Origin of the sequence: Candidatus Pelagibacter sp. HIMB1542, from assembly GCF_052047835.1 — a bacterium.
Classification (GTDB): Bacteria; Pseudomonadota; Alphaproteobacteria; order Pelagibacterales; family Pelagibacteraceae; genus Pelagibacter.
The window spans coordinates 355192-373081 of the sequence record NZ_JBNAJB010000001.1 but is presented as its reverse complement, the minus strand read 5'-3'; the positions used below and the strand labels follow the sequence as shown (position 1 = coordinate 373081).

Genomic DNA, 17890 nt, shown 5'->3' with positions numbered 1-17890 from the left:
TGAAATATATAATTTAGCAATGGAATTTAACAAGTCTTTAATAAAAGGCAAACTAATCAAACGTTACAAAAGGTTTTTTACCGACGTAAAACTTGGTAAAGAAATTATCACAGCTCATTGTCCTAACACAGGTTCTATGAAAGGCTTATTAGATGAAGGTAATGAAGTTTATTTGCTACCAAATAATGATCCTAAGAGAAAACTAAAGTTTGGACTTGAAATAATTAAATCAAGAAAAAATTTAGTTGGTGTCAATACTCATATGGCCAACAAGATAGTAAATCATGCTATCAAAAATAATTTGATCAAAGAATTAAAAAATAACTATAAAATAAAACCAGAGGTATTCTTTAATAAGGAAACTAGATTTGATTTTTTACTAGAAAAAAAAAATAAAAAAAGCTTTGTAGAGGTCAAGAACGTTACGTTATTTAGAGATAAAGAAACTGCTGAATTTCCAGATGCCATTACTTCAAGAGGATCTAAGCATTTATTAACTCTTATTGATGCCATAAATAAAGGCTATAAAGGTTATCTAATATTTTTAGTTCAAATTCAAAATATGAAATATTTTAAAATAGCTAAAGATATCGATGAAGAATATTATGAAAATTATAAAAAAGCTAAAAAAGCTGGTGTAAATTTTCTAGCTTATAGATGTGATATAAGTTCAAAAAAAATTATTATAGATAAAAAACTTAAAATTTTAGATGAGTGATTATAAAGAAAAATTTGAAAAAATGAGAGTTGCTGGTGATTTAGCAGCAAGGACACTTGATATGTTAACTGATAACATTAAGGAAGGTGTCTCTACAGACTATATAGATAAATTAGGATATGAGTTTATAAGAGATAATGGAGGTCACTCTGCTCCACTCTACTATAGAGGTTTTACAAAATCTTTATGTACTTCTTTAAATCATGTTGTGTGTCATGGAATTCCTTCCGATAGAATTTTAAGAGATGGTGATGCGGTTAATGTTGATGTTACAGCAATTGTAGATGAACATTATGGTGATACCAGTAGAATGTTTTGTATTGGTAAGACACCAATTAAATTGAATAATCTTATAGACGCTACTTACGAATCTATGATGAGAGCAATTCGAATTTTAAAACCAGGAATTAAATTAGGTGATATTGGTTATGAAATTCAATCATTTGTTGAAGAAAAAGGATACTCTGTTGTTAGAGATTTTTGTGGTCACGGTATAAGTACAACATTTCATGAACCACCAAACATTTTGCATTATGGAAGTAAAAACTCAGGACCAGAGTTAAAACCTGGAATGACTTTTACAATCGAGCCTATGATAAATTCAGGTAAATATGATGTTAAAATGTTAAATGATGGTTGGACTGCTGTCACAAAAGATAAATCTTTATCAGCTCAATTTGAACATACGTTAGGAATTACTGAAAATGGTTATGAAATCTTTACAGAATCTGCTAAAGGTTATTCAAAGCCTCCATACTTATAATTAATGATTAAAAGATACTCTCGAAAAGAATTAACTGATATTTGGTCAGAGGAAAATAAATATAAAATTTGGCTAAATGTAGAAGTTGCTGCTGCTGAGGCTATGGAAAAACTTGGTAAAATACCAAGAGGAGTAGCTTCAATTGTTAGAAAAAAAGCAGTCATCAATGTAAATAGGATACATAGAATTGAATCTGAAGTTAAACATGATGTTATAGCTTTTCTTACCTCTGTTACAGAAAAAGCAGGAATTAAAGCAAGATATTTGCATCAAGGGATGACCTCATCAGATGTTCTTGATACCAGTTATAATATTCAATTAGTTCAATCTGGAAAAATAATTCTTAAAGATATCGATCAAATTTTAAAAGTACTTAAAAAGCAGGCAAATAAATACAAAATGACTCCATGTATGGGAAGAAGTCATGGAATTCATGCTGAACCAGTTACTTTTGGATTAAAATTAGCTTCTTTTTATGAGGAATTTAAGAGAAACAGAAAAAGACTTAAAGATGCAATAGATGAAGTATCAACGTGCGCAATATCAGGAGCGGTTGGGACTTTTGCAAATATAAGTCCAAATGTAGAAAAACATGTTGCAAAAAAATTAGGTTTAAAAGTTGAGCCAATTTCAACACAAGTAATTCCAAGAGATCGACATGCATTTTATTTTTCAGTTTTAGGTATTATTGCAGGTTCAATTGAGAGAGTGGCAATTGAGATAAGGCATTTACAAAGAACAGAAGTTTATGAATTACAAGAGTATTTTTCGAAAAATCAAAAAGGATCATCTGCAATGCCTCACAAAAAAAATCCAATTTTAAGTGAAAACTTAACTGGTTTAGCAAGGATGGTTAGAAGCGCTGTGATACCAGCTCTAGAAAATATAGCGCTATGGCATGAAAGAGACATTTCACACTCAAGTGTTGAGAGAAACATTGGTCCTGATGCAAATATTACAACAGACTTTGCATTGGTTAGATTAACAAATATTTTAGACAACATGATTGTTTATCCTAAAAAAATGTTAGAAAACTTGAATATAACAAAAGGGCTAATTTTTTCTCAAGAAGTTATGCTAGAATTAACTAAATCTGGTTTAAGTAGAGAAAAATCTTACAGAATGGTTCAATCGTATGCAAAAAAATGTTTTGCTGAAAACCTAAACTTATTTGATGTGATATCTAACGATAAGTTTATTATGAGTAAAATTACAACAAAAAGGCTTAAATCAATATTTAGTTACGCAAAACACTTTAAAAATGTGCATTTGATCTTTAGAAGAGTTTTTAAATAATGAAAAAAGGAAAAAAACTATACGAAGGTAAAGCAAAGATCATTTATGCAACAAATGATAAAAACTTAGTTATTCAATATTTTAAAGACGATGCGACGGCATTCAATAATCAAAAAAAAACTACAATTGAAGGAAAAGGTGTTTTAAATAATAGAATATCTGAACATATTCTTTCAAACTTATCCCAAATAGGAATTAAAAATCATTTAGTAAAAAGATTAAATATGCGTGAACAAATAATAAAACTAGTTGAGATAATTCCAATTGAATTTATTGTTAGAAATGTTGCAACAGGATCTATTACTAAAAGACTAGGTATTGAGGATGGAACTGTTTTAAAAGAACCATTAATTGAATACTGCTTAAAAGATGACAGATTAGGTGATCCTCTCATTGCTGAAGAGCATATAATAGCCTTTGATTGGGCTACTAAAAATGAAATTGATAAAGTTAAAAAAATGATTTTGAGAATTAACGACTTTATGATTGGTATGTTTAGAGGAGTTGGAATTAAATTGATTGATTTCAAACTAGAATTTGGAAGATTAAAGTCTAATGGGAAGCAAGAAGTAATACTGGCAGATGAGATTAGCCCAGATACATGCAGACTTTGGGACAGTATTACTGATAAAAAACTTGATAAAGACAGATTTAGAAAAGATTTAGGTGATTTAATCCCAGCCTACACAGAAGTTGCTAAAAGATTAGGCATTTTGCATGAACAATCCAATGTAAGTGCCGTGAATGTAACAAAACTATCATCTGTTAAGAGAAAGAAAAAATGAAAATCTCAGTAGTAATCACTCTAAAAAAAGATGTGCTAGATCCTCAAGGTAAAGTTATTCATCAAACTTTAGATGGTATGGGCTTTGATGATGTTAATGAAGTTAGACAAGGTAAATATTTTGAAATTGATACAAAAGAAAATGATCCAAAAAAAGCTAAAGATAAAGTTGAAGAAATGTGTAAAAAACTTTTAGCCAATCTTGTAATTGAAAACTATAAAATTATCGATCTAAAGTAATTAATGAAATCATCTGTCATTACTTTTCCTGGATCCAATTGTGATAGAGATATGGATGTTGCTCTAAAAAAATTTGGATTTAAGAATAAAATGGTTTGGCATGATGATGCTGAACTTCCAAAAAGTGATTTAATTGTATTACCAGGAGGATTTTCATATGGTGACTATTTAAGGTGTGGGAGCATGGCATCTAAGTCTAAAATTATGAAGTCAGTCATTAATTTCGCCAACTCTGGTGGTATGGTAATGGGAATTTGTAATGGATTTCAAATATTAGTTGAAACTGGACTGGTTCCCGGTGTGTTATTAAGAAATAAATATTTAGAATTTATTTGCAAAAATGTATTCGTAAAAATTAATAATAAAACAAATAATTATTTTAATAATATTAAAAATGATGTTTTGGAATTTCATATTGCTCACAATGAAGGAAATTATTTTTGTACCAAAGATCAATTAAAAGAAATTGAAGATAATGAACAAGTTGCAATAAATTATTGCGATGAAAATGGAAAAATAGAAGAACAATTCAATCCAAACGGTTCAATTAAAAATATTGCTGGTATTTTTAATAAAGAAAAAAATGTTTTAGGTATGATGCCTCATCCTGAAAGAATGATTGATAATTGTTTATCAGGAGAAGATGGTTCAATTTTTTTTAATAATTTAATTAATAATTTAAAATGATAGTAAACGAACAAGTAGCTATTGATCATGGTTTAAAAAAAGATGAATATGCTAAAATTTGTGAATTATTAAAAAGAACACCAAATATTACTGAACTTGGTATTTTTTCTGCAATGTGGAATGAACATTGCTCATATAAATCTTCAAGACTTCATTTAAAAAAACTTCCAACAAAAGGAAAAAAAGTTATTCAAGGTCCTGGAGAAAACGCTGGTGTTATTGATATTGAAGATAATGATGCCATTGTTTTTAAAATTGAAAGCCATAACCACCCATCTTTTATTGAGCCCTATCAAGGTGCAGCAACTGGCGTTGGTGGGATTATGAGAGATGTATTTACAATGGGTGCTAGACCTATTGCAAATTTAAACTCAATTCATTTTGGTTCCCCTCAACACAGAAAAACAAAAAATCTGCTAAGAGGTGTAGTTCATGGAATTGGAGGATATGGAAATTGTATGGGTGTTCCAACTGTTGCGGGACAAACAAGTTTTGATAGTTCATATAATGGAAATATCTTGGTTAATGCAATGACCTTGGGTTTGGTTAAAAAAGACAAGATTTTTTACTCAAAAGCAGCTGGTTTAAACAAGCCAGTTATTTATGTTGGTTCAAAAACAGGTAGAGACGGAATTCATGGAGCTAGCATGGCTTCAGCAAGTTTTGATGACAAAATAGAGGAAAAGAAACCTACTGTTCAAGTTGGAGATCCATTTACTGAAAAACTTTTACTGGAAGCTTGTTTAGAATTAATGGCTGGAGACTCAATTATAGCTATACAAGATATGGGAGCTGCTGGATTAACATCATCAAGTATAGAAATGGCATCAAAAGGAAATCTTGGTATTGAAATAAATCTAAACAAAGTTCCTTGCAGAGAAACTAAGATGACACCTTATGAAATTATGCTCTCTGAAAGCCAAGAAAGAATGTTGATTGTTTTAGAAAATGGAAAAGAAAAACAAGCAAAAAAAATATTTGATAAATGGAATTTAGATTTTGCAGTAATTGGCAAAACTACTAATTCAAAAAAAATACAACTTTACTTTGACAATGAAAAAGTAGCAGACATCCCAGTCAATACATTGGTCGAAAATTCACCTATGTACAATCGTAAATGGAAAAAAGCAAAGCTACCTAAAAAAAATAAAATTAAAAAAGAAGATTTAAAAAATTTCAAAATTATAGATGTTCTGAAAAAAGTTTTAGCAAACCCAAATATTTGTAGCAAAGATTGGATTTGGCAGCAGTATGATCATACGGTTATGGGGGATACTATTCAAAAACCAGGTGGAGATGCTGGAGTTGTGAGAGTGCATGGAACAAATAAAGCCGTAGCTGCTTCAGTCGACAGTTCTGCTGTATATTGTTGGGCTCACCCTCTTACCGGTGGAAAACAAGTTGTTTGTGAAAGTTTTAGAAATTTAATTGCTGTTGGTGCAAAACCTATAGCTATTACTAATTGTTTAAATTTTGGAAGCCCTGAAAATGAAGAGAATATGGGTGAGTTTGTTGAATGTGTTCAAGGAATTGGTGAAGCAAGCGAATATTTAAAATTCCCAGTAGTTTCAGGAAATGTTTCTTTTTACAATCAAACTAAAGATGAAGGTATAAAGCCAACTCCTGCTATTGGAGGTGTGGGCTTGATAAAGGATTATAATAAAATGATCACTATGGATTTTAAAGAGATTGATAGTATGGTTATAGTTATTGGAAAAACAGAGGGACATTTAGATCAAACTTTATTTGCAAGGAATATATTAGATGAAAAAAATGGTCCTCCTCCTGAAATAAATTTATTTAATGAGAAAAATAATGGAGAAACTTTATTGAAACTTATCGAAAGTAATCTAATCAAAAGTGCTCATGATGTTTCTTTAGGTGGAATTATTACAGCAGTAGCCAAAATGTGCATCAAAGGTAAAAAAGGAATAAATTTAAATAAACCAAAATATTTAATCAATGAATTGGAATATTTTTTTGGTGAAGATCAGGGGCGATACATTATTGAGGTTAGTAAAAAAGATTTTAAAAAAGTCACAGATATATTGAATAAAAATGCTGTTCATTTTGACGAACTTGGTACAATCAGTGAAAATGAACTATATTTTGATGATAAGACAAAAGTTACAATTGACGAATTAACAAGTTCAAATACAAAGTGGCTTACAGATTATATGAGTAACTAATGGCAATGGATTTAAAAGAAATTGAGAGTTTAATTAAAGAAGCAATGCCTGATGCTGTTGTAGAGATTCAAGATTTAGCTGGTGATGGAAATCATTATTCAGCGACTGTGACTTCTTCTCAGTTTTCAGGAAAAAGTAAAATTGAACAACATAAAATGGTATATAATTCTCTAAAGGGACGTATGGGAAATGAATTACATGCCCTAGCAATTAAAACAAAGGAGCAATAATGGACGATAATACAAAAAATATAATTCAAAATCATATAGACAACAATGATATTTGTTTATTTATGAAAGGAACTCCAGATGCTCCGCAGTGTGGTTTTTCAATGGCTGTTTCAAACATGTTAAAAATTCTTGAAGTAAATTTTAAAGGAGTAAATGTTTTAGAAGATCAAAACATCAGAGAAGGTATTAAAGTTTACAGTGATTGGCCAACAATTCCTCAATTGTATATTAAAAAAGAATTTATTGGTGGTTGTGATATCGTAAAAGAAATGTACGAAAACGGAGAACTTAAAAAAGTTCTTGAGGATAAAGGTATAAATTTTAAAAATTAAATTTAGAAATTATCTAGAGTAATATTCAATTACAAGATTAGGTTCCATTATTACAGGGTAAGGAACTTCTTCAAATTTAGGAATTCTTACAAATTTTAATTTTTTATTTTTCTCATCCATTTGGATGTATTCTGGTGTTTCTCTTTCTTTATTTGCAAGAGCAATATCAATGATTGCTAATTGTTTGGATTTGTCTCTAATTTCAATTGTATCCTCTTCTTTTACTGAATAGCTTCCAATATTAACTTTCTTGCCATTTACTCTAACATGACCGTGATTGATTAATTGTCTAGCTGAAAAAATAGTTGTTGCAAATTTTGCTCTATAAATAATAGCGTCTAGTCTTCTCTCTAATAGACCAATTAAATTTTCACCCGTATCACCCTTAAGCATAACTGCTTTCTTGTATATATTTCTGAATTGTTTTTCATTTATATTTCCGTAGTAAGCTTTTAGTTTTTGTTTAGCTTGTAACTGAATTCCATAATCTGAAGGCTTAGATGTTTTTGTTTGACCATGTTGACCAGGTCCATAAGCTCTAGTATTAAAAGGACTTTTTGGTCTTCCCCACAGGTTAACCTTTAATCGTCTGTCTACTTTATGTTTAGAGTTTAATCTTTTTGTCATTTAATAGTGGGCTTTATAAACTTACTCTTACTTTTGTCAATCAACGTTTTTTACCTAAACTGGCAAATACACCAGATAAAATACGCGATTCTTTTGATGATAATTCCATTCGATAAAAGATATTTCTTAAGTTTTCGAGCATTATTGGCTTCTTCTCTTTTGATTTGAAAAAATTAATCTCTTCCAGATTCTTAACACATAAATTAGCCATAGCCACAATCTCTTTTTTTGAGGCTGGTTTTACTTTATTTGATTTATTAAAAGAGGACACTTTTGAATTAAGAATACTTGATACATATTGAGCAATAATTATGAGACTATGAGAAAGGTTTAATGACTTAAAATCAGGATTTGTTGGAATTTGGAGGGTATAATTGGCATAACTAACCTCATTATTAGATAAACCTGATGCTTCTGATCCAAATAGGAAAGCTATCTTTTTTTTATAATTAATTTTTTTTAAATCTTCTAATTGAATGTGCTTTATATTTTTGTTTCTAAATCTCGCGGATGTTGCAATAACAATATCAATATTCTTTAAAGACCTTTCTAAATTTTCATAACTCTTTGCTTTATTAATAATATTCTTAGCACCAACAGAAGTTGCTAAAATTTTATCATTAGGAAATATTGGTTTAGGATCAACAACAACTAATTTCTGAAAATTGAAATTTTTCATTCCTCTTGCACAAGCTCCAATATTTTCTGAAAGCTGAGGCTTATGTAAAATGAAAGAAATATTATTAACTGACATTAATCAATGCCATGATTTCTGTTGTAACTAGAGACAACAGATGGTTTGATGTCTGTTAAATACTTGGGATTTACAGACCAAATAGAAACTTTTAATGGATAACATTTTGCAACATCAGAAGAGTGTTCAGATCCACAATCTCCTCCGGGACAAGCTGAAAGAGCGCCCAACAAATCTGTTTCAGCAAAAAACTCTAGATAATCCCCTGGTCTAACAGGACTAGCTTTCATGAAGTATTGTTTGGTATCATTAGTAAAACCAGTTAGCATAAATACATTTAAAACATCATGAACTATTTTTTCTGCATAATCCAACTCAACATTTTTGTCTTTAACTAATGCTCTAGTTAAATTTGAATGGCAACAATAATGGTAATCATTGTCACTCAAAAGCTTTGAGGTATAAGGGTCACATCTGGTTCCAATTACATCATGAACAGAACCACCGTCTTTATCATAATCATACCAATCCAAAGTGTCCCAAGTTATTGTCGCTAAAGACCTGAGGTATGGAAGGCTGCTAAACATTTTGTCTCCAACGGATAGATGTGTCCCATATAAAGCTCTTGTTTTTCCTGAATAAAATTTTTCCTCTAGATTATTTAAATTAAATAAATTTAGATCTCCAACTTGTGGACCATCTACACTTTCAATTCTGAAAAACTCCCCAAATTTAACCTCAAATGTTTTCGCGTCTCTTGGAGGTATGATTACTTCATCTTTTTTAACCAAATGCTCTCTTGCAGAATGTAAAATACTTAAATTTTTATCTTCAATAGTGGTATTTGGATAACAAACGATAGGCTTTGCCCCTATTCTACTATCGATATCTGTTGGTTTTTCTGAAAATTTTTTAATTTTCATTTTTATAAACTTCCAGGCGCTTTATCCTTAAATAATTTATAATCTAAACTATCCACTAAAGCCTTGAATGAAGCATCAATTATATTAGGTGATACTCCAATTGTGAACCAGTTCACTCCTTTTGCATCTGTGCTTTCAATACTAACTCTTGTAACTGCTTCTGTACCTGTATTTAAAATTCTAACTTTATAATCGACAAGTCTTAAGTCTTTCAGATATTCAGAATATTTGGCAAGCTTATTTACATTCTTTCTAATTGCATTATCTAAAGCATTAACAGGTCCATTTCCTTGCCCTTCACATAAAATTTTGTCTCCGTCCACTTCTAATTGAGCTTTAGCATATGATATAATCTCTCCAGTTTTATCTTTCTTTACAGAAACATCATATTCATTGATTGAAATATATCTTGGTATTTCACCCATTAGTCTTCTAGCTAATAATTCAAAAGACGCGTCAGCACCATCGTAACTATAACCAATGAACTCTCTATCTTTTACTTCATCTAAAAGTTTTTTTATTTTTGGATCACTTTTCTGAACATTAATCCCAATTGAATTTAATCTAGACATTATATTTGATTGTCCTGATTGATCCGAAACTACGATATTTCTAGAATTTCCAACCTCTTCAGGATTGATGTGCTCATAAGTTTTTGGATCTTTTTGAACTGCAGATACATGCATACCACCTTTATGTGAAAAAGCTGAGGCACCAACATAAGGCAAATGTTTATTAGGTTTTCTATTTAGTATTTCATCTAGCAATCTTGAGCATTGAGTTAAATTTTTTAAATTTTCTCTTTTAATACTAAGTTCAAATTTTTCTGAAAAATCTTTCTTTAAAAAAAATGAAGGTATTAAAGACATTAAATTTGCATTACCACATCTTTCTCCTAATCCATTTATAGTTCCTTGAACTTGTCTTGCTCCTGCTTGAACTGCAGCAAGACTATTTGCTACTGCATTTTCAGTATCATTATGAGCGTGTATTCCTAAGTTATTTCCTGGAATATGTTTGCTTACTTCAGTTACAATTTTAGAAATTTCATGTGGAAGTGTTCCGCCGTTAGTATCACACAATACAATCCATCTAGCTCCATTATCATAAGCAGCTTTCAAACATGACAATGCATACTCTGGATTAGATTTATAACCATCAAAGAAATGCTCTGCATCAAACATAAATTCTTTACCTGATTTAACAATATGCTTGGTACTTTCGCTTATGTTGTTTAAATTTTGTTCATTAGTAATTCCTAAGGCAACTTTAACTTGGAAATCCCATGATTTTCCAAATAAACAAACTGCTGAGCTTTTTGAATTAATTAATGATGATAACATTGGATCATTTTCAGCACTATGTTCTGATTTTTTTGTCATGCCAAATGCGGTTAATTTAGCTGATTTAAAATTATGATCTTTATTAAAAAATTCTGTATCTGTTGGATTAGCGCCTGGCCAACCTCCTTCTACATAATCAACTCCCAACATATCTAATGCTGATGAAATTTTCTTCTTATCATCAATGGAAAAATCAACTCCTTGCGTCTGTGCACCATCACGTAATGTTGTATCAAAAATATAAAGTTGTTCTTTACTCATTTAAATTTCCAAGTCGTTTTACCATCTTTATCTTCTATTAAAACACCTTTGTCTAAAAGCTCATTTCTAATTTTGTCAGCTTCCTCGTAATTTTTGTTCTCTCTAGCTTTGTTTCTTTCATCAATTTTCTGCAAAATTTCTTTTTCTGAAATAGAAGCTTTGCTCATTTTGAAGCTTAACCACTCAACTTTATTTTGGTTTAAAAGTCCTACGAACTGACAAGCAGAAACAAATAAAGCTTTATCATTGTCATTACCTTTTAGTGCTTTTTCATATAATTTGTGTAAATTTGCTATGTAACCTGGTGTGTTTAAATCATCATACAGAGGTTGAAGAATTTCATCCGAGATATCTGCATTATTTTTACTATCTACATAAACATTGTACCATTTGTTAATAGTATTTTGACTATCTTCTAAAAGTTTATCATTCCAATCCAATGGTTGTTTATAATGTGCGCTCATTAAAGCTAATCTTAAAACTTGACCACTTATCTTTTTTCTAAAATCTTTTATTTTTAAAATGTTACCTTGAGATTTTGCCATCTTTTCATTGGACATAGTGATAAATGCATTGTGCAACCAAAAATTAGCAAATACCTTTGTATCATTAGCACATCTTGATTGTGCTATTTCATTTTCATGATGGGGAAATATTAAATCAATACCTCCACCATGGACATCAAACTCATCTCCTAAAAATTTTTTTGACATTGCTGAACATTCTAAGTGCCAGCCAGGTCTTCCTTTTCCCCATGGAGAATCCCAAGAAGGTTCATCATCTACTGATGGTTTCCATAAAACAAAATCTTCTGAATTTTTTTTATTTTCACTGACTTCAATTCTAGATCCTGCAATTAAATCTTCTAATTTCTTATTAGAAAGTTGACCATAATCCTTAAATTTTTTGACCTCAAAATAAACATGATTATTGTTTTCATAAGCAAAACCTTTTTTGATTAATTCAGAAATCATATTAATCATCAAATCAATATTTTCAGTTGCTTTAGGTTGATGAGTTGGTGCTTCACAATTTAAATAATTACAATCTTCACCAAAACTTTCTGTTACTTTATTTGTTAAATCTGAAATTGAAATATTATTTTCTTTTGATGATTTAATAATTTTATCATCTACATCTGTAATATTTCTAACATAAGTAACTTTTGAATATTTTTTATTAAAAATTTTATAAAGAATATCAAAAACAACTATTGGTCTTGCATTTCCAATATGAGGATCATCATAAACTGTTGGTCCACAAACATACATTCTTATATTTTGTTCATCTATTGGAACAAATTTTTCTTTTTTGTTTGTAAGATTGTTTGTTAAAAAAATATCGTTACTCATAATTTTAGAAATATACTTAAATTATAGATTTGTGAATCTATTTGATTAATTTGGAATTTTGCATACTGGAATAGGCTCCATTTTATGCAAATTTTGTTTTCTAATGGTTTCGTATTTTGCTCTATTGGAAGATTTAGGATTATCCATAGCTTCCTCAAGCTCTTCATATTTTAACCCAAGCTGACCCTCATCTGTTCTACCATCATCCCATAATCCATCAGTAGGTGCAGCTTCAATAATTTCTTTTAAAATACCAAGTTCTTTTCCAAGTTCCCAAACCTGAGTTTTATTACAATCTGCTATGGGAGAAATATCTACACCTCCATCTCCGTATTTTGTGTAAAATCCTACACCAAAGTCTTCTACTTTGTTACCAGTTCCAACTACTATTCCTTTATTAGCTGCAGCTACTTGGTAAAGAGTAGTCATTCTTAATCTTGCCCTAGAATTTGCCATTCCATGCTCGTTTTCAAATTTAGATAAACTTGAGCTAAATGCTAAAAACAATTCATCTAAATTAATTGTATGTGCTTCAACATTTTTAAAATTTTTTACCAACCATTCCTGATGTTTTAAACTTAAATCATGTTGATGTGATTTTTGTTTAATTGGCATCGACAAAACTATTGTTTTCAAACCCGTCATAGCACTTAAGGTGCTAGAAACAGATGAGTCAATACCTCCAGATATTCCTATAACAAGAGACTGTGCCTTTGAAGGCATATTGTCTACATAGTTTTTAATCCAATTAGATATAAACTTAGCTTTTTCTGAGACATTCATAATTTATAATTATTTTATTATTGAGATTTTACAATGCCTTAAGATGCCGCTCTATCTGCATTTTTAGAATATGAGCTATTCTTTTTAATCTCATCTGAAATCATAAATGCTAATTCTAAAGCTTGATTAGCATTCAATCTTGGATCACAATGAGTATGGTATCTTGAAGAAAGATCTTCTTCAGAAATTTTTTGTGCTCCACCAATGCATTCAGTTACATCTTGACCAGTTAACTCAATGTGAAGACCTCCTGCATAACTTCCTTCACTTTGGTGACATGCAAAAACATTTTTAACCTCATTTAGTACACTATTGAATGGTCTAGTTTTGAAACCTGTTGCAGCTTTAATTGTGTTACCATGGCATGGGTCACAAGACCAAATTACATTCAATCCCTCTTTTTTAATTGCTCTAATTAATTTTGGTAAAAATTTTGAAACATTATCTGCTCCAAATCTTGAAATTAAAGTTATTTTACCTTTTTCATTTTTTGGATTAATTCGGTTACAAAGATTAATTAAATCATCTGGTTTTAGTGTTGGTCCACATTTTATACCTATAGGATTTTCAATTCCTCTACAAAATTCCACATGTCCTCCATCAAGCTGTCTTGTTCTGTCTCCTATCCAAACGAAATGAGCTGAGGTATCATGGTTCTCACCTGTAGTAGAATCAGTTCTAGTCATTGCCTCCTCAAAAGGTAATAGTAACGCTTCGTGTGATGTCCAAAAATTCACTGTGTATAATCTATTATTGAAATCTGATGTAATTCCACAAGCTCGCATAAATGCTATGGCATCTGCAATTTTATCTTCAAGATCTTTAAATTTTTTGGCTTCTGGACTTTTTTTAATATAGCCTAAATTCCATAAATGAACTTTGTTCAAGTCTGCAAAACCTCCTTTTGAAAATGCTCTTATAAGATTTAGAGTTGATGCGGATTGAGAATAAGCTTTAAATAATCTTTTTGGGTCAGGTACTCTTGCTTTTTCAGTAAATTCCATTCCGTTTATATTGTCACCTAAATAACTTGGAAGCTCCACACCATCTTTATTTTCAACAGGAGAACTTCTTGGTTTTGAAAATTGACCAGCAATTCTTCCTACTTTAACGACTGGTAAAGAAGCTGAATAAGTTAAAACTAAAGACATTTGCAAAATTAATTTAAATGTATCTCTTAAATTATCAGGGTTAAATTCAGCAAAACTCTCTGCGCAATCTCCTCCCTGAAGTAAAAATGCTTTTCCGTCCACAACATCAGCTAATTGATCTTTTAAGTGTCTAGTCTCACCTGCAAATACTAAAGGAGGAAAAGTTCCAATTTTATCTAAAACTTTATTCAGTTCTTTTTTATCTGGATATTCCGGTATGTGTTTAACCGGATATTTTCTCCAACTATTTTTTTTCCAATTTTTCATATTCAACCTATGGGTGTTTTAGCAGAGTTTAAACTTTATTCAACTGTGACGGATTTAGCTAAGTTTCTTGGCTTATCTATATCATGGCCCATTTTTAAAGCTGAGTAATAAGCAAGCTTTTGAAGTGGAATTGTTAAAAGGAATGGTAATAAATCGTCATTTGTATTTTCTACCTCAATAGTCTCCCAAATATTCTCTGAAACAATTTCATCCTTGCTTTTGTTTGTAATTAAAAGAACTTTAGCACCTCTTGCTATAACTTCCTGCATATTAGAAATTGTTTTTTTATAGTAACTGTCTCTTGGTGCTAGAACAACAACTGGCATACCCTCTTCTATTAAAGCAAGTGGTCCATGTTTCATTTCACCTGCTGGATAACCCTCCGCATGAACATAAGATAATTCTTTCAATTTCAAAGCACCTTCCAAAGCTATGGGGAAAGAGAAACCTCTTCCAAGGAACATAGATCCTTTAGCCTCATTGAATGTTGAAGAGATTGCTTGAATATCATTATCTATTAATAAAGTTTTTTCTATTAAGCTTGGTAAGTTTTTAAGATCTTTAATTTTTTCCTGATAATTTTTTTTATCTATTTGACCAGACAAAGATCCAATTTTTAAAGCTAAAATATATAAAACAAGTATTTGACCTAAGAACGCTTTTGTAGATGCAACCCCTATTTCGGGTCCACAGTGAATTGGTAATACAAAATTTGAGTCTCTTGCTATTGAGCTTTCAATTACATTAACAACTGCACATGTTTTCATATTATTTTTGTTACAAAGATCCAAAGCTGCATAAGTATCCGCAGTCTCACCTGATTGGGAAACAAAAATATATAAACTATCCTTTTTAAATCTATTTTTTCTATATCTAAACTCTGAAGCTATATCGATATTAACATCTAAAGAAGTTAATTCTTCAAACCAATATTTTGCCATTAAACAAGAATGATAAGCAGTACCACAACCAATTAAAGTAACTGATTTAATTTCATTGATTTTCCATGGAAAATTGAAAATGTTTATCTCATTATTTACATTATCTAAATATTCTTTAATTCCAGTTTTTACTGTTACAGGCTGCTCCTCTATTTCTTTAGCCATGAAATGTTTAAAGTCACCTTTGTCATAATTTGACTCATTAGTTGATAATTCTAAAATTTTTTTGTTAATTTTTTTTCCCTCTTGATTATAAAAATGAACTTGATCTTTTTTAACAATACAAAATTCTCCATCATCAAGATAAGTAATTTTATTTGTCATGGATTTTAAAGCATAAGAGTCTGACCCTAGGTAATTTTCATTAGGACCATAACCGACAGCTAGTGGTGATCCTCTTCTTGCACCTACAATTAAACCTGGAAAATCTTTAAAAATTATACCTAATGCAAAACTTCCATGAAGCTGTTTTAAGGTTTTGGTTATTGCCTCTTCAAATTCCATCGTTTTTAAATTTTCTGTAATTAAATGAACTATTACCTCAGTATCAGTCTGAGATTTAAACGTATGACCTTTGTTAATTAAATGTTTTTTAAGAATTGTTGAATTCTCTATTATTCCATTATGCACAACAGATACATTGTCTGAAGAATGTGGGTGAGCATTAATACTATTTGGCACACCGTGAGTAGCCCATCTTACATGACCTATTCCTATATTTCCTTTTAAAGATTTTAGATCAAAGTTTTGTTCTAAATTATCAACTCTTCCTTCAGATTTAACTTCATTTAACTGACCGTCAAATAAAGTTGCAACCCCAGCAGAGTCATAGCCTCTATACTCTAGTTTTTTTAAAGAATTTATAATATTTGCAGAAACAGATTTGTTACTAGATATTCCTATAATTCCACACATAATTTATTTTGTCTTTCTTTTGTAATTTTTAATTTCCACTTGTAAAGATCTAGTTAGTGCTAAAGATTTTTTTTTAACATTTTTTGTTATTACAGATCCTGCGCCAACAATACTTTCTTTATCAATTTTTACAGGCGCTACTAGAGATGAATTTGATCCTATGAATACTTTATCTTTAATTACTGTCTTGCTTTTTTTTACACCGTCATAGTTACAAGTAATTGTTCCAGCACCAACATTTACCATCTTGCCAATATCACTATCTCCGACATAAGATAAATGATTAATTTTTGATTTGTTTCCAACAGTTGATTTTTTAATCTCTACAAAATTACCTACTTTTGAACCTTCTTTGAGGATTGTATCAGGTCTAATTCTTGCATAAGGACCTATTTCAACTTTACTTTCTAACTTACAAGACTCTAGATGCGAAAAAGATTTAATAACAACATTATTTCCTATTTTGACTTTAGAACCAATTACTACATATGGTTCAATTCTAACTCCTTTGCCAATTTTAGTGTCATTTGAAAAAAAAATAGTTTCAGGTCCTGTCATTTCAACACCAGCTTTTAAAAACTTATTTCTAAGTTTATTTTGATTATGTTGCTTCTTTGTATGTTTCATCTAGATTTTCTTTACATTAAGTATATATGTTAATTAATTCACAAATTATTTCTTTAAAATACTTTTAATATGAAACAAAAATTTACAGTATTGTTTGATTTAGATGGAACTTTAATAGATACAGCACCAGATTTAATAACAGCGCACAACCATGTAATGAAAAAATTTGGTTATCCAACAAAAACACTAGGTGAATTAAAAAATGCAGTTGGTAAAGGTGCAAAAGCTATGATGGCAAAAGCTAACGGTCAATGGAAATGGTTTGATGAAAAAATTCAAAACGAAATGACAGATGAATTTTTGTCTTTTTATGGAAAAAATATTTATAACAAAAGTACTTTAATAAATGGAGTAAAAGAGTTTTTAAATTGGTGTAAGAACGAAAAAATCTCTATGGCTGTTTGTACTAATAAAACTGAGCATCTTGCTGTTGATCTTTTAAAAAAAATTGGAATTTATGATTATTTTGAATATGTTGCGGGGTATAACACATTTGATTATTGTAAGCCTGATCCAAGACATTTGACTACAGTTATAGAAATTTTAGATGGTGATTTAAAAAAATCTATTATGATTGGAGATAGCGAAACAGATGCTAATTCTGCAAAAGCTGCAGAGATCCCAATGATATTGTTAAAATATGGATATACTGAAAAAAGATCTGATGAAATCTACCATAATCACCTGATAAAAGATTTTGTTGGAATTGAAAAAATCATATCTGAATATCTTTAATATTGATTAATTTATTTTAGCTATTAAAACAA

General features: G+C 30.0%; 19 protein-coding genes. 10 read left to right on the top strand and 9 right to left on the bottom strand.

Annotation, left to right across the window (positions count from 1 at the left end; genetic code table 11):
• Window positions 1-19: 19 nt before the first annotated feature.
• From sfsA to grxD, 9 genes are read left to right on the top strand one after another with little or no spacing between them, the layout of a single operon-like run.
• Complete coding sequence (gene sfsA, locus ACTTBI_RS01945) at window positions 20-718, top strand: DNA/RNA nuclease SfsA (RefSeq protein ID WP_440652357.1); 699 nt, start codon at window positions 20-22, stop codon at window positions 716-718.
• On the top strand, window positions 711-1481 hold the full coding sequence (map, locus tag ACTTBI_RS01940; protein ID WP_440652356.1) for a type I methionyl aminopeptidase: 771 nt from the start codon (window positions 711-713) through the stop codon (window positions 1479-1481). The genes sfsA and map overlap by 8 nt, the downstream gene beginning before the upstream one ends.
• A gap of 3 nt (window positions 1482-1484) precedes the next feature.
• On the top strand, window positions 1485-2777 hold the full coding sequence (gene purB / locus ACTTBI_RS01935; protein WP_440652355.1) for an adenylosuccinate lyase: 1293 nt from the start codon (window positions 1485-1487) through the stop codon (window positions 2775-2777).
• Complete coding sequence (gene purC, locus ACTTBI_RS01930) at window positions 2777-3562, top strand: phosphoribosylaminoimidazolesuccinocarboxamide synthase (RefSeq protein WP_440652354.1); 786 nt, start codon at window positions 2777-2779, stop codon at window positions 3560-3562. The genes purB and purC overlap by 1 nt, the downstream gene beginning before the upstream one ends.
• The gene (purS, locus tag ACTTBI_RS01925; RefSeq protein WP_262589074.1) at window positions 3559-3801 is read left to right on the top strand and encodes a phosphoribosylformylglycinamidine synthase subunit PurS; all 243 of its coding nucleotides are present in this window, start codon (window positions 3559-3561) and stop codon (window positions 3799-3801) included. Before purC ends, purS begins: the two co-directional genes overlap by 4 nt.
• A 3-nt stretch (window positions 3802-3804) precedes the next feature.
• The gene (gene purQ, locus ACTTBI_RS01920; protein ID WP_440618325.1) at window positions 3805-4488 is read left to right on the top strand and encodes a phosphoribosylformylglycinamidine synthase I; all 684 of its coding nucleotides are present in this window, start codon (window positions 3805-3807) and stop codon (window positions 4486-4488) included.
• A complete protein-coding gene (purL, locus tag ACTTBI_RS01915) occupies window positions 4485-6677 on the top strand; it encodes a phosphoribosylformylglycinamidine synthase subunit PurL (protein ID WP_440652353.1) in 2193 nt (730 codons plus the stop codon). Before purQ ends, purL begins: the two co-directional genes overlap by 4 nt.
• On the top strand, window positions 6677-6907 hold the full coding sequence (locus ACTTBI_RS01910; RefSeq protein WP_262589071.1) for a BolA/IbaG family iron-sulfur metabolism protein: 231 nt from the start codon (window positions 6677-6679) through the stop codon (window positions 6905-6907). Before purL ends, ACTTBI_RS01910 begins: the two co-directional genes overlap by 1 nt.
• A complete protein-coding gene (grxD, locus tag ACTTBI_RS01905; protein ID WP_440652352.1) occupies window positions 6907-7239 on the top strand; it encodes a Grx4 family monothiol glutaredoxin in 333 nt (110 codons plus the stop codon). Before ACTTBI_RS01910 ends, grxD begins: the two co-directional genes overlap by 1 nt.
• Before the next feature lie 9 nt (window positions 7240-7248).
• Here grxD and rpsD read toward each other — a convergent pair whose 3' ends face one another.
• From rpsD to ACTTBI_RS01860, 9 genes are read right to left on the bottom strand one after another with little or no spacing between them, the layout of a single operon-like run.
• On the bottom strand, window positions 7249-7866 hold the full coding sequence (gene rpsD, locus ACTTBI_RS01900; RefSeq protein WP_440648935.1) for a 30S ribosomal protein S4: 618 nt from the start codon (window positions 7864-7866) through the stop codon (window positions 7249-7251).
• Window positions 7867-7906: 40 nt separating this feature from the next.
• On the bottom strand, window positions 7907-8620 hold the full coding sequence (locus tag ACTTBI_RS01895; RefSeq protein ID WP_440652351.1) for an RNA methyltransferase: 714 nt from the start codon (window positions 8618-8620) through the stop codon (window positions 7907-7909).
• A complete protein-coding gene (locus ACTTBI_RS01890) occupies window positions 8620-9483 on the bottom strand; it encodes an urea carboxylase-associated family protein (protein WP_440652350.1) in 864 nt (287 codons plus the stop codon). Before ACTTBI_RS01890 ends, ACTTBI_RS01895 begins: the two co-directional genes overlap by 1 nt.
• A 2-nt stretch (window positions 9484-9485) precedes the next feature.
• The gene (gene cimA, locus ACTTBI_RS01885) at window positions 9486-11087 is read right to left on the bottom strand and encodes a citramalate synthase (RefSeq protein WP_440652349.1); all 1602 of its coding nucleotides are present in this window, start codon (window positions 11085-11087) and stop codon (window positions 9486-9488) included.
• Window positions 11084-12439 carry a cysteine--tRNA ligase gene (cysS, locus tag ACTTBI_RS01880; protein ID WP_440652348.1) on the bottom strand — a complete coding sequence of 452 codons (1356 nt, stop codon included), beginning with the start codon at window positions 12437-12439 and terminating at the stop codon, window positions 11084-11086. The genes cimA and cysS overlap by 4 nt, the downstream gene beginning before the upstream one ends.
• A 45-nt stretch (window positions 12440-12484) precedes the next feature.
• Window positions 12485-13222: an NAD(+) synthase gene (gene nadE / locus ACTTBI_RS01875; RefSeq protein WP_440652347.1), complete on the bottom strand. Its 738-nt coding sequence runs from the start codon at window positions 13220-13222 to the stop codon at window positions 12485-12487.
• 38 nt (window positions 13223-13260) lie between these two features.
• A complete protein-coding gene (locus ACTTBI_RS01870) occupies window positions 13261-14640 on the bottom strand; it encodes a class II 3-deoxy-7-phosphoheptulonate synthase (protein WP_440652346.1) in 1380 nt (459 codons plus the stop codon).
• A gap of 35 nt (window positions 14641-14675) precedes the next feature.
• Entirely contained in the window at window positions 14676-16496 is a 1821-nt protein-coding gene (gene glmS / locus ACTTBI_RS01865; protein WP_440652345.1) for a glutamine--fructose-6-phosphate transaminase (isomerizing), read from the bottom strand.
• A 3-nt stretch (window positions 16497-16499) separates the two neighbouring features.
• Window positions 16500-17123 carry a DapH/DapD/GlmU-related protein gene (locus ACTTBI_RS01860; protein WP_440652344.1) on the bottom strand — a complete coding sequence of 208 codons (624 nt, stop codon included), beginning with the start codon at window positions 17121-17123 and terminating at the stop codon, window positions 16500-16502.
• A gap of 69 nt (window positions 17124-17192) precedes the next feature.
• Here ACTTBI_RS01860 and ACTTBI_RS01855 point away from each other — a divergent pair, with 69 nt between their 5' ends.
• A complete protein-coding gene (locus tag ACTTBI_RS01855; protein ID WP_440652343.1) occupies window positions 17193-17858 on the top strand; it encodes an HAD family hydrolase in 666 nt (221 codons plus the stop codon).
• Window positions 17859-17890: the final 32 nt, after the last annotated feature.

What these genes read in the sequence shown, in the direction of transcription:
- ACTTBI_RS01890 (WP_440652350.1), bottom strand. Translation starts at nt 9,483, where the DNA reads ATGAAAATTAAAAAATTTTCAGAAAAACCAACAGATATCGATAGTAGA.
- purB (WP_440652355.1), top strand. Translation starts at nt 1,485, where the DNA reads ATGATTAAAAGATACTCTCGAAAAGAATTAACTGATATTTGGTCAGAG.
- ACTTBI_RS01895 (WP_440652351.1), bottom strand. Translation starts at nt 8,620, where the DNA reads ATGTCAGTTAATAATATTTCTTTCATTTTACATAAGCCTCAGCTTTCA.
- map (WP_440652356.1), top strand. Translation starts at nt 711, where the DNA reads ATGAGTGATTATAAAGAAAAATTTGAAAAAATGAGAGTTGCTGGTGAT.
- ACTTBI_RS01855 (WP_440652343.1), top strand. Translation starts at nt 17,193, where the DNA reads ATGAAACAAAAATTTACAGTATTGTTTGATTTAGATGGAACTTTAATA.
- ACTTBI_RS01870 (WP_440652346.1), bottom strand. Translation starts at nt 14,640, where the DNA reads ATGAAAAATTGGAAAAAAAATAGTTGGAGAAAATATCCGGTTAAACAC.
- rpsD (WP_440648935.1), bottom strand. Translation starts at nt 7,866, where the DNA reads ATGACAAAAAGATTAAACTCTAAACATAAAGTAGACAGACGATTAAAG.
- purQ (WP_440618325.1), top strand. Translation starts at nt 3,805, where the DNA reads ATGAAATCATCTGTCATTACTTTTCCTGGATCCAATTGTGATAGAGAT.
- purC (WP_440652354.1), top strand. Translation starts at nt 2,777, where the DNA reads ATGAAAAAAGGAAAAAAACTATACGAAGGTAAAGCAAAGATCATTTAT.
- grxD (WP_440652352.1), top strand. Translation starts at nt 6,907, where the DNA reads ATGGACGATAATACAAAAAATATAATTCAAAATCATATAGACAACAAT.
- ACTTBI_RS01860 (WP_440652344.1), bottom strand. Translation starts at nt 17,123, where the DNA reads ATGAAACATACAAAGAAGCAACATAATCAAAATAAACTTAGAAATAAG.
- cysS (WP_440652348.1), bottom strand. Translation starts at nt 12,439, where the DNA reads ATGAGTAACGATATTTTTTTAACAAACAATCTTACAAACAAAAAAGAA.
- purS (WP_262589074.1), top strand. Translation starts at nt 3,559, where the DNA reads ATGAAAATCTCAGTAGTAATCACTCTAAAAAAAGATGTGCTAGATCCT.
- cimA (WP_440652349.1), bottom strand. Translation starts at nt 11,087, where the DNA reads ATGAGTAAAGAACAACTTTATATTTTTGATACAACATTACGTGATGGT.
- sfsA (WP_440652357.1), top strand. Translation starts at nt 20, where the DNA reads ATGGAATTTAACAAGTCTTTAATAAAAGGCAAACTAATCAAACGTTAC.
- glmS (WP_440652345.1), bottom strand. Translation starts at nt 16,496, where the DNA reads ATGTGTGGAATTATAGGAATATCTAGTAACAAATCTGTTTCTGCAAAT.
- nadE (WP_440652347.1), bottom strand. Translation starts at nt 13,222, where the DNA reads ATGAATGTCTCAGAAAAAGCTAAGTTTATATCTAATTGGATTAAAAAC.
- ACTTBI_RS01910 (WP_262589071.1), top strand. Translation starts at nt 6,677, where the DNA reads ATGGCAATGGATTTAAAAGAAATTGAGAGTTTAATTAAAGAAGCAATG.
- purL (WP_440652353.1), top strand. Translation starts at nt 4,485, where the DNA reads ATGATAGTAAACGAACAAGTAGCTATTGATCATGGTTTAAAAAAAGAT.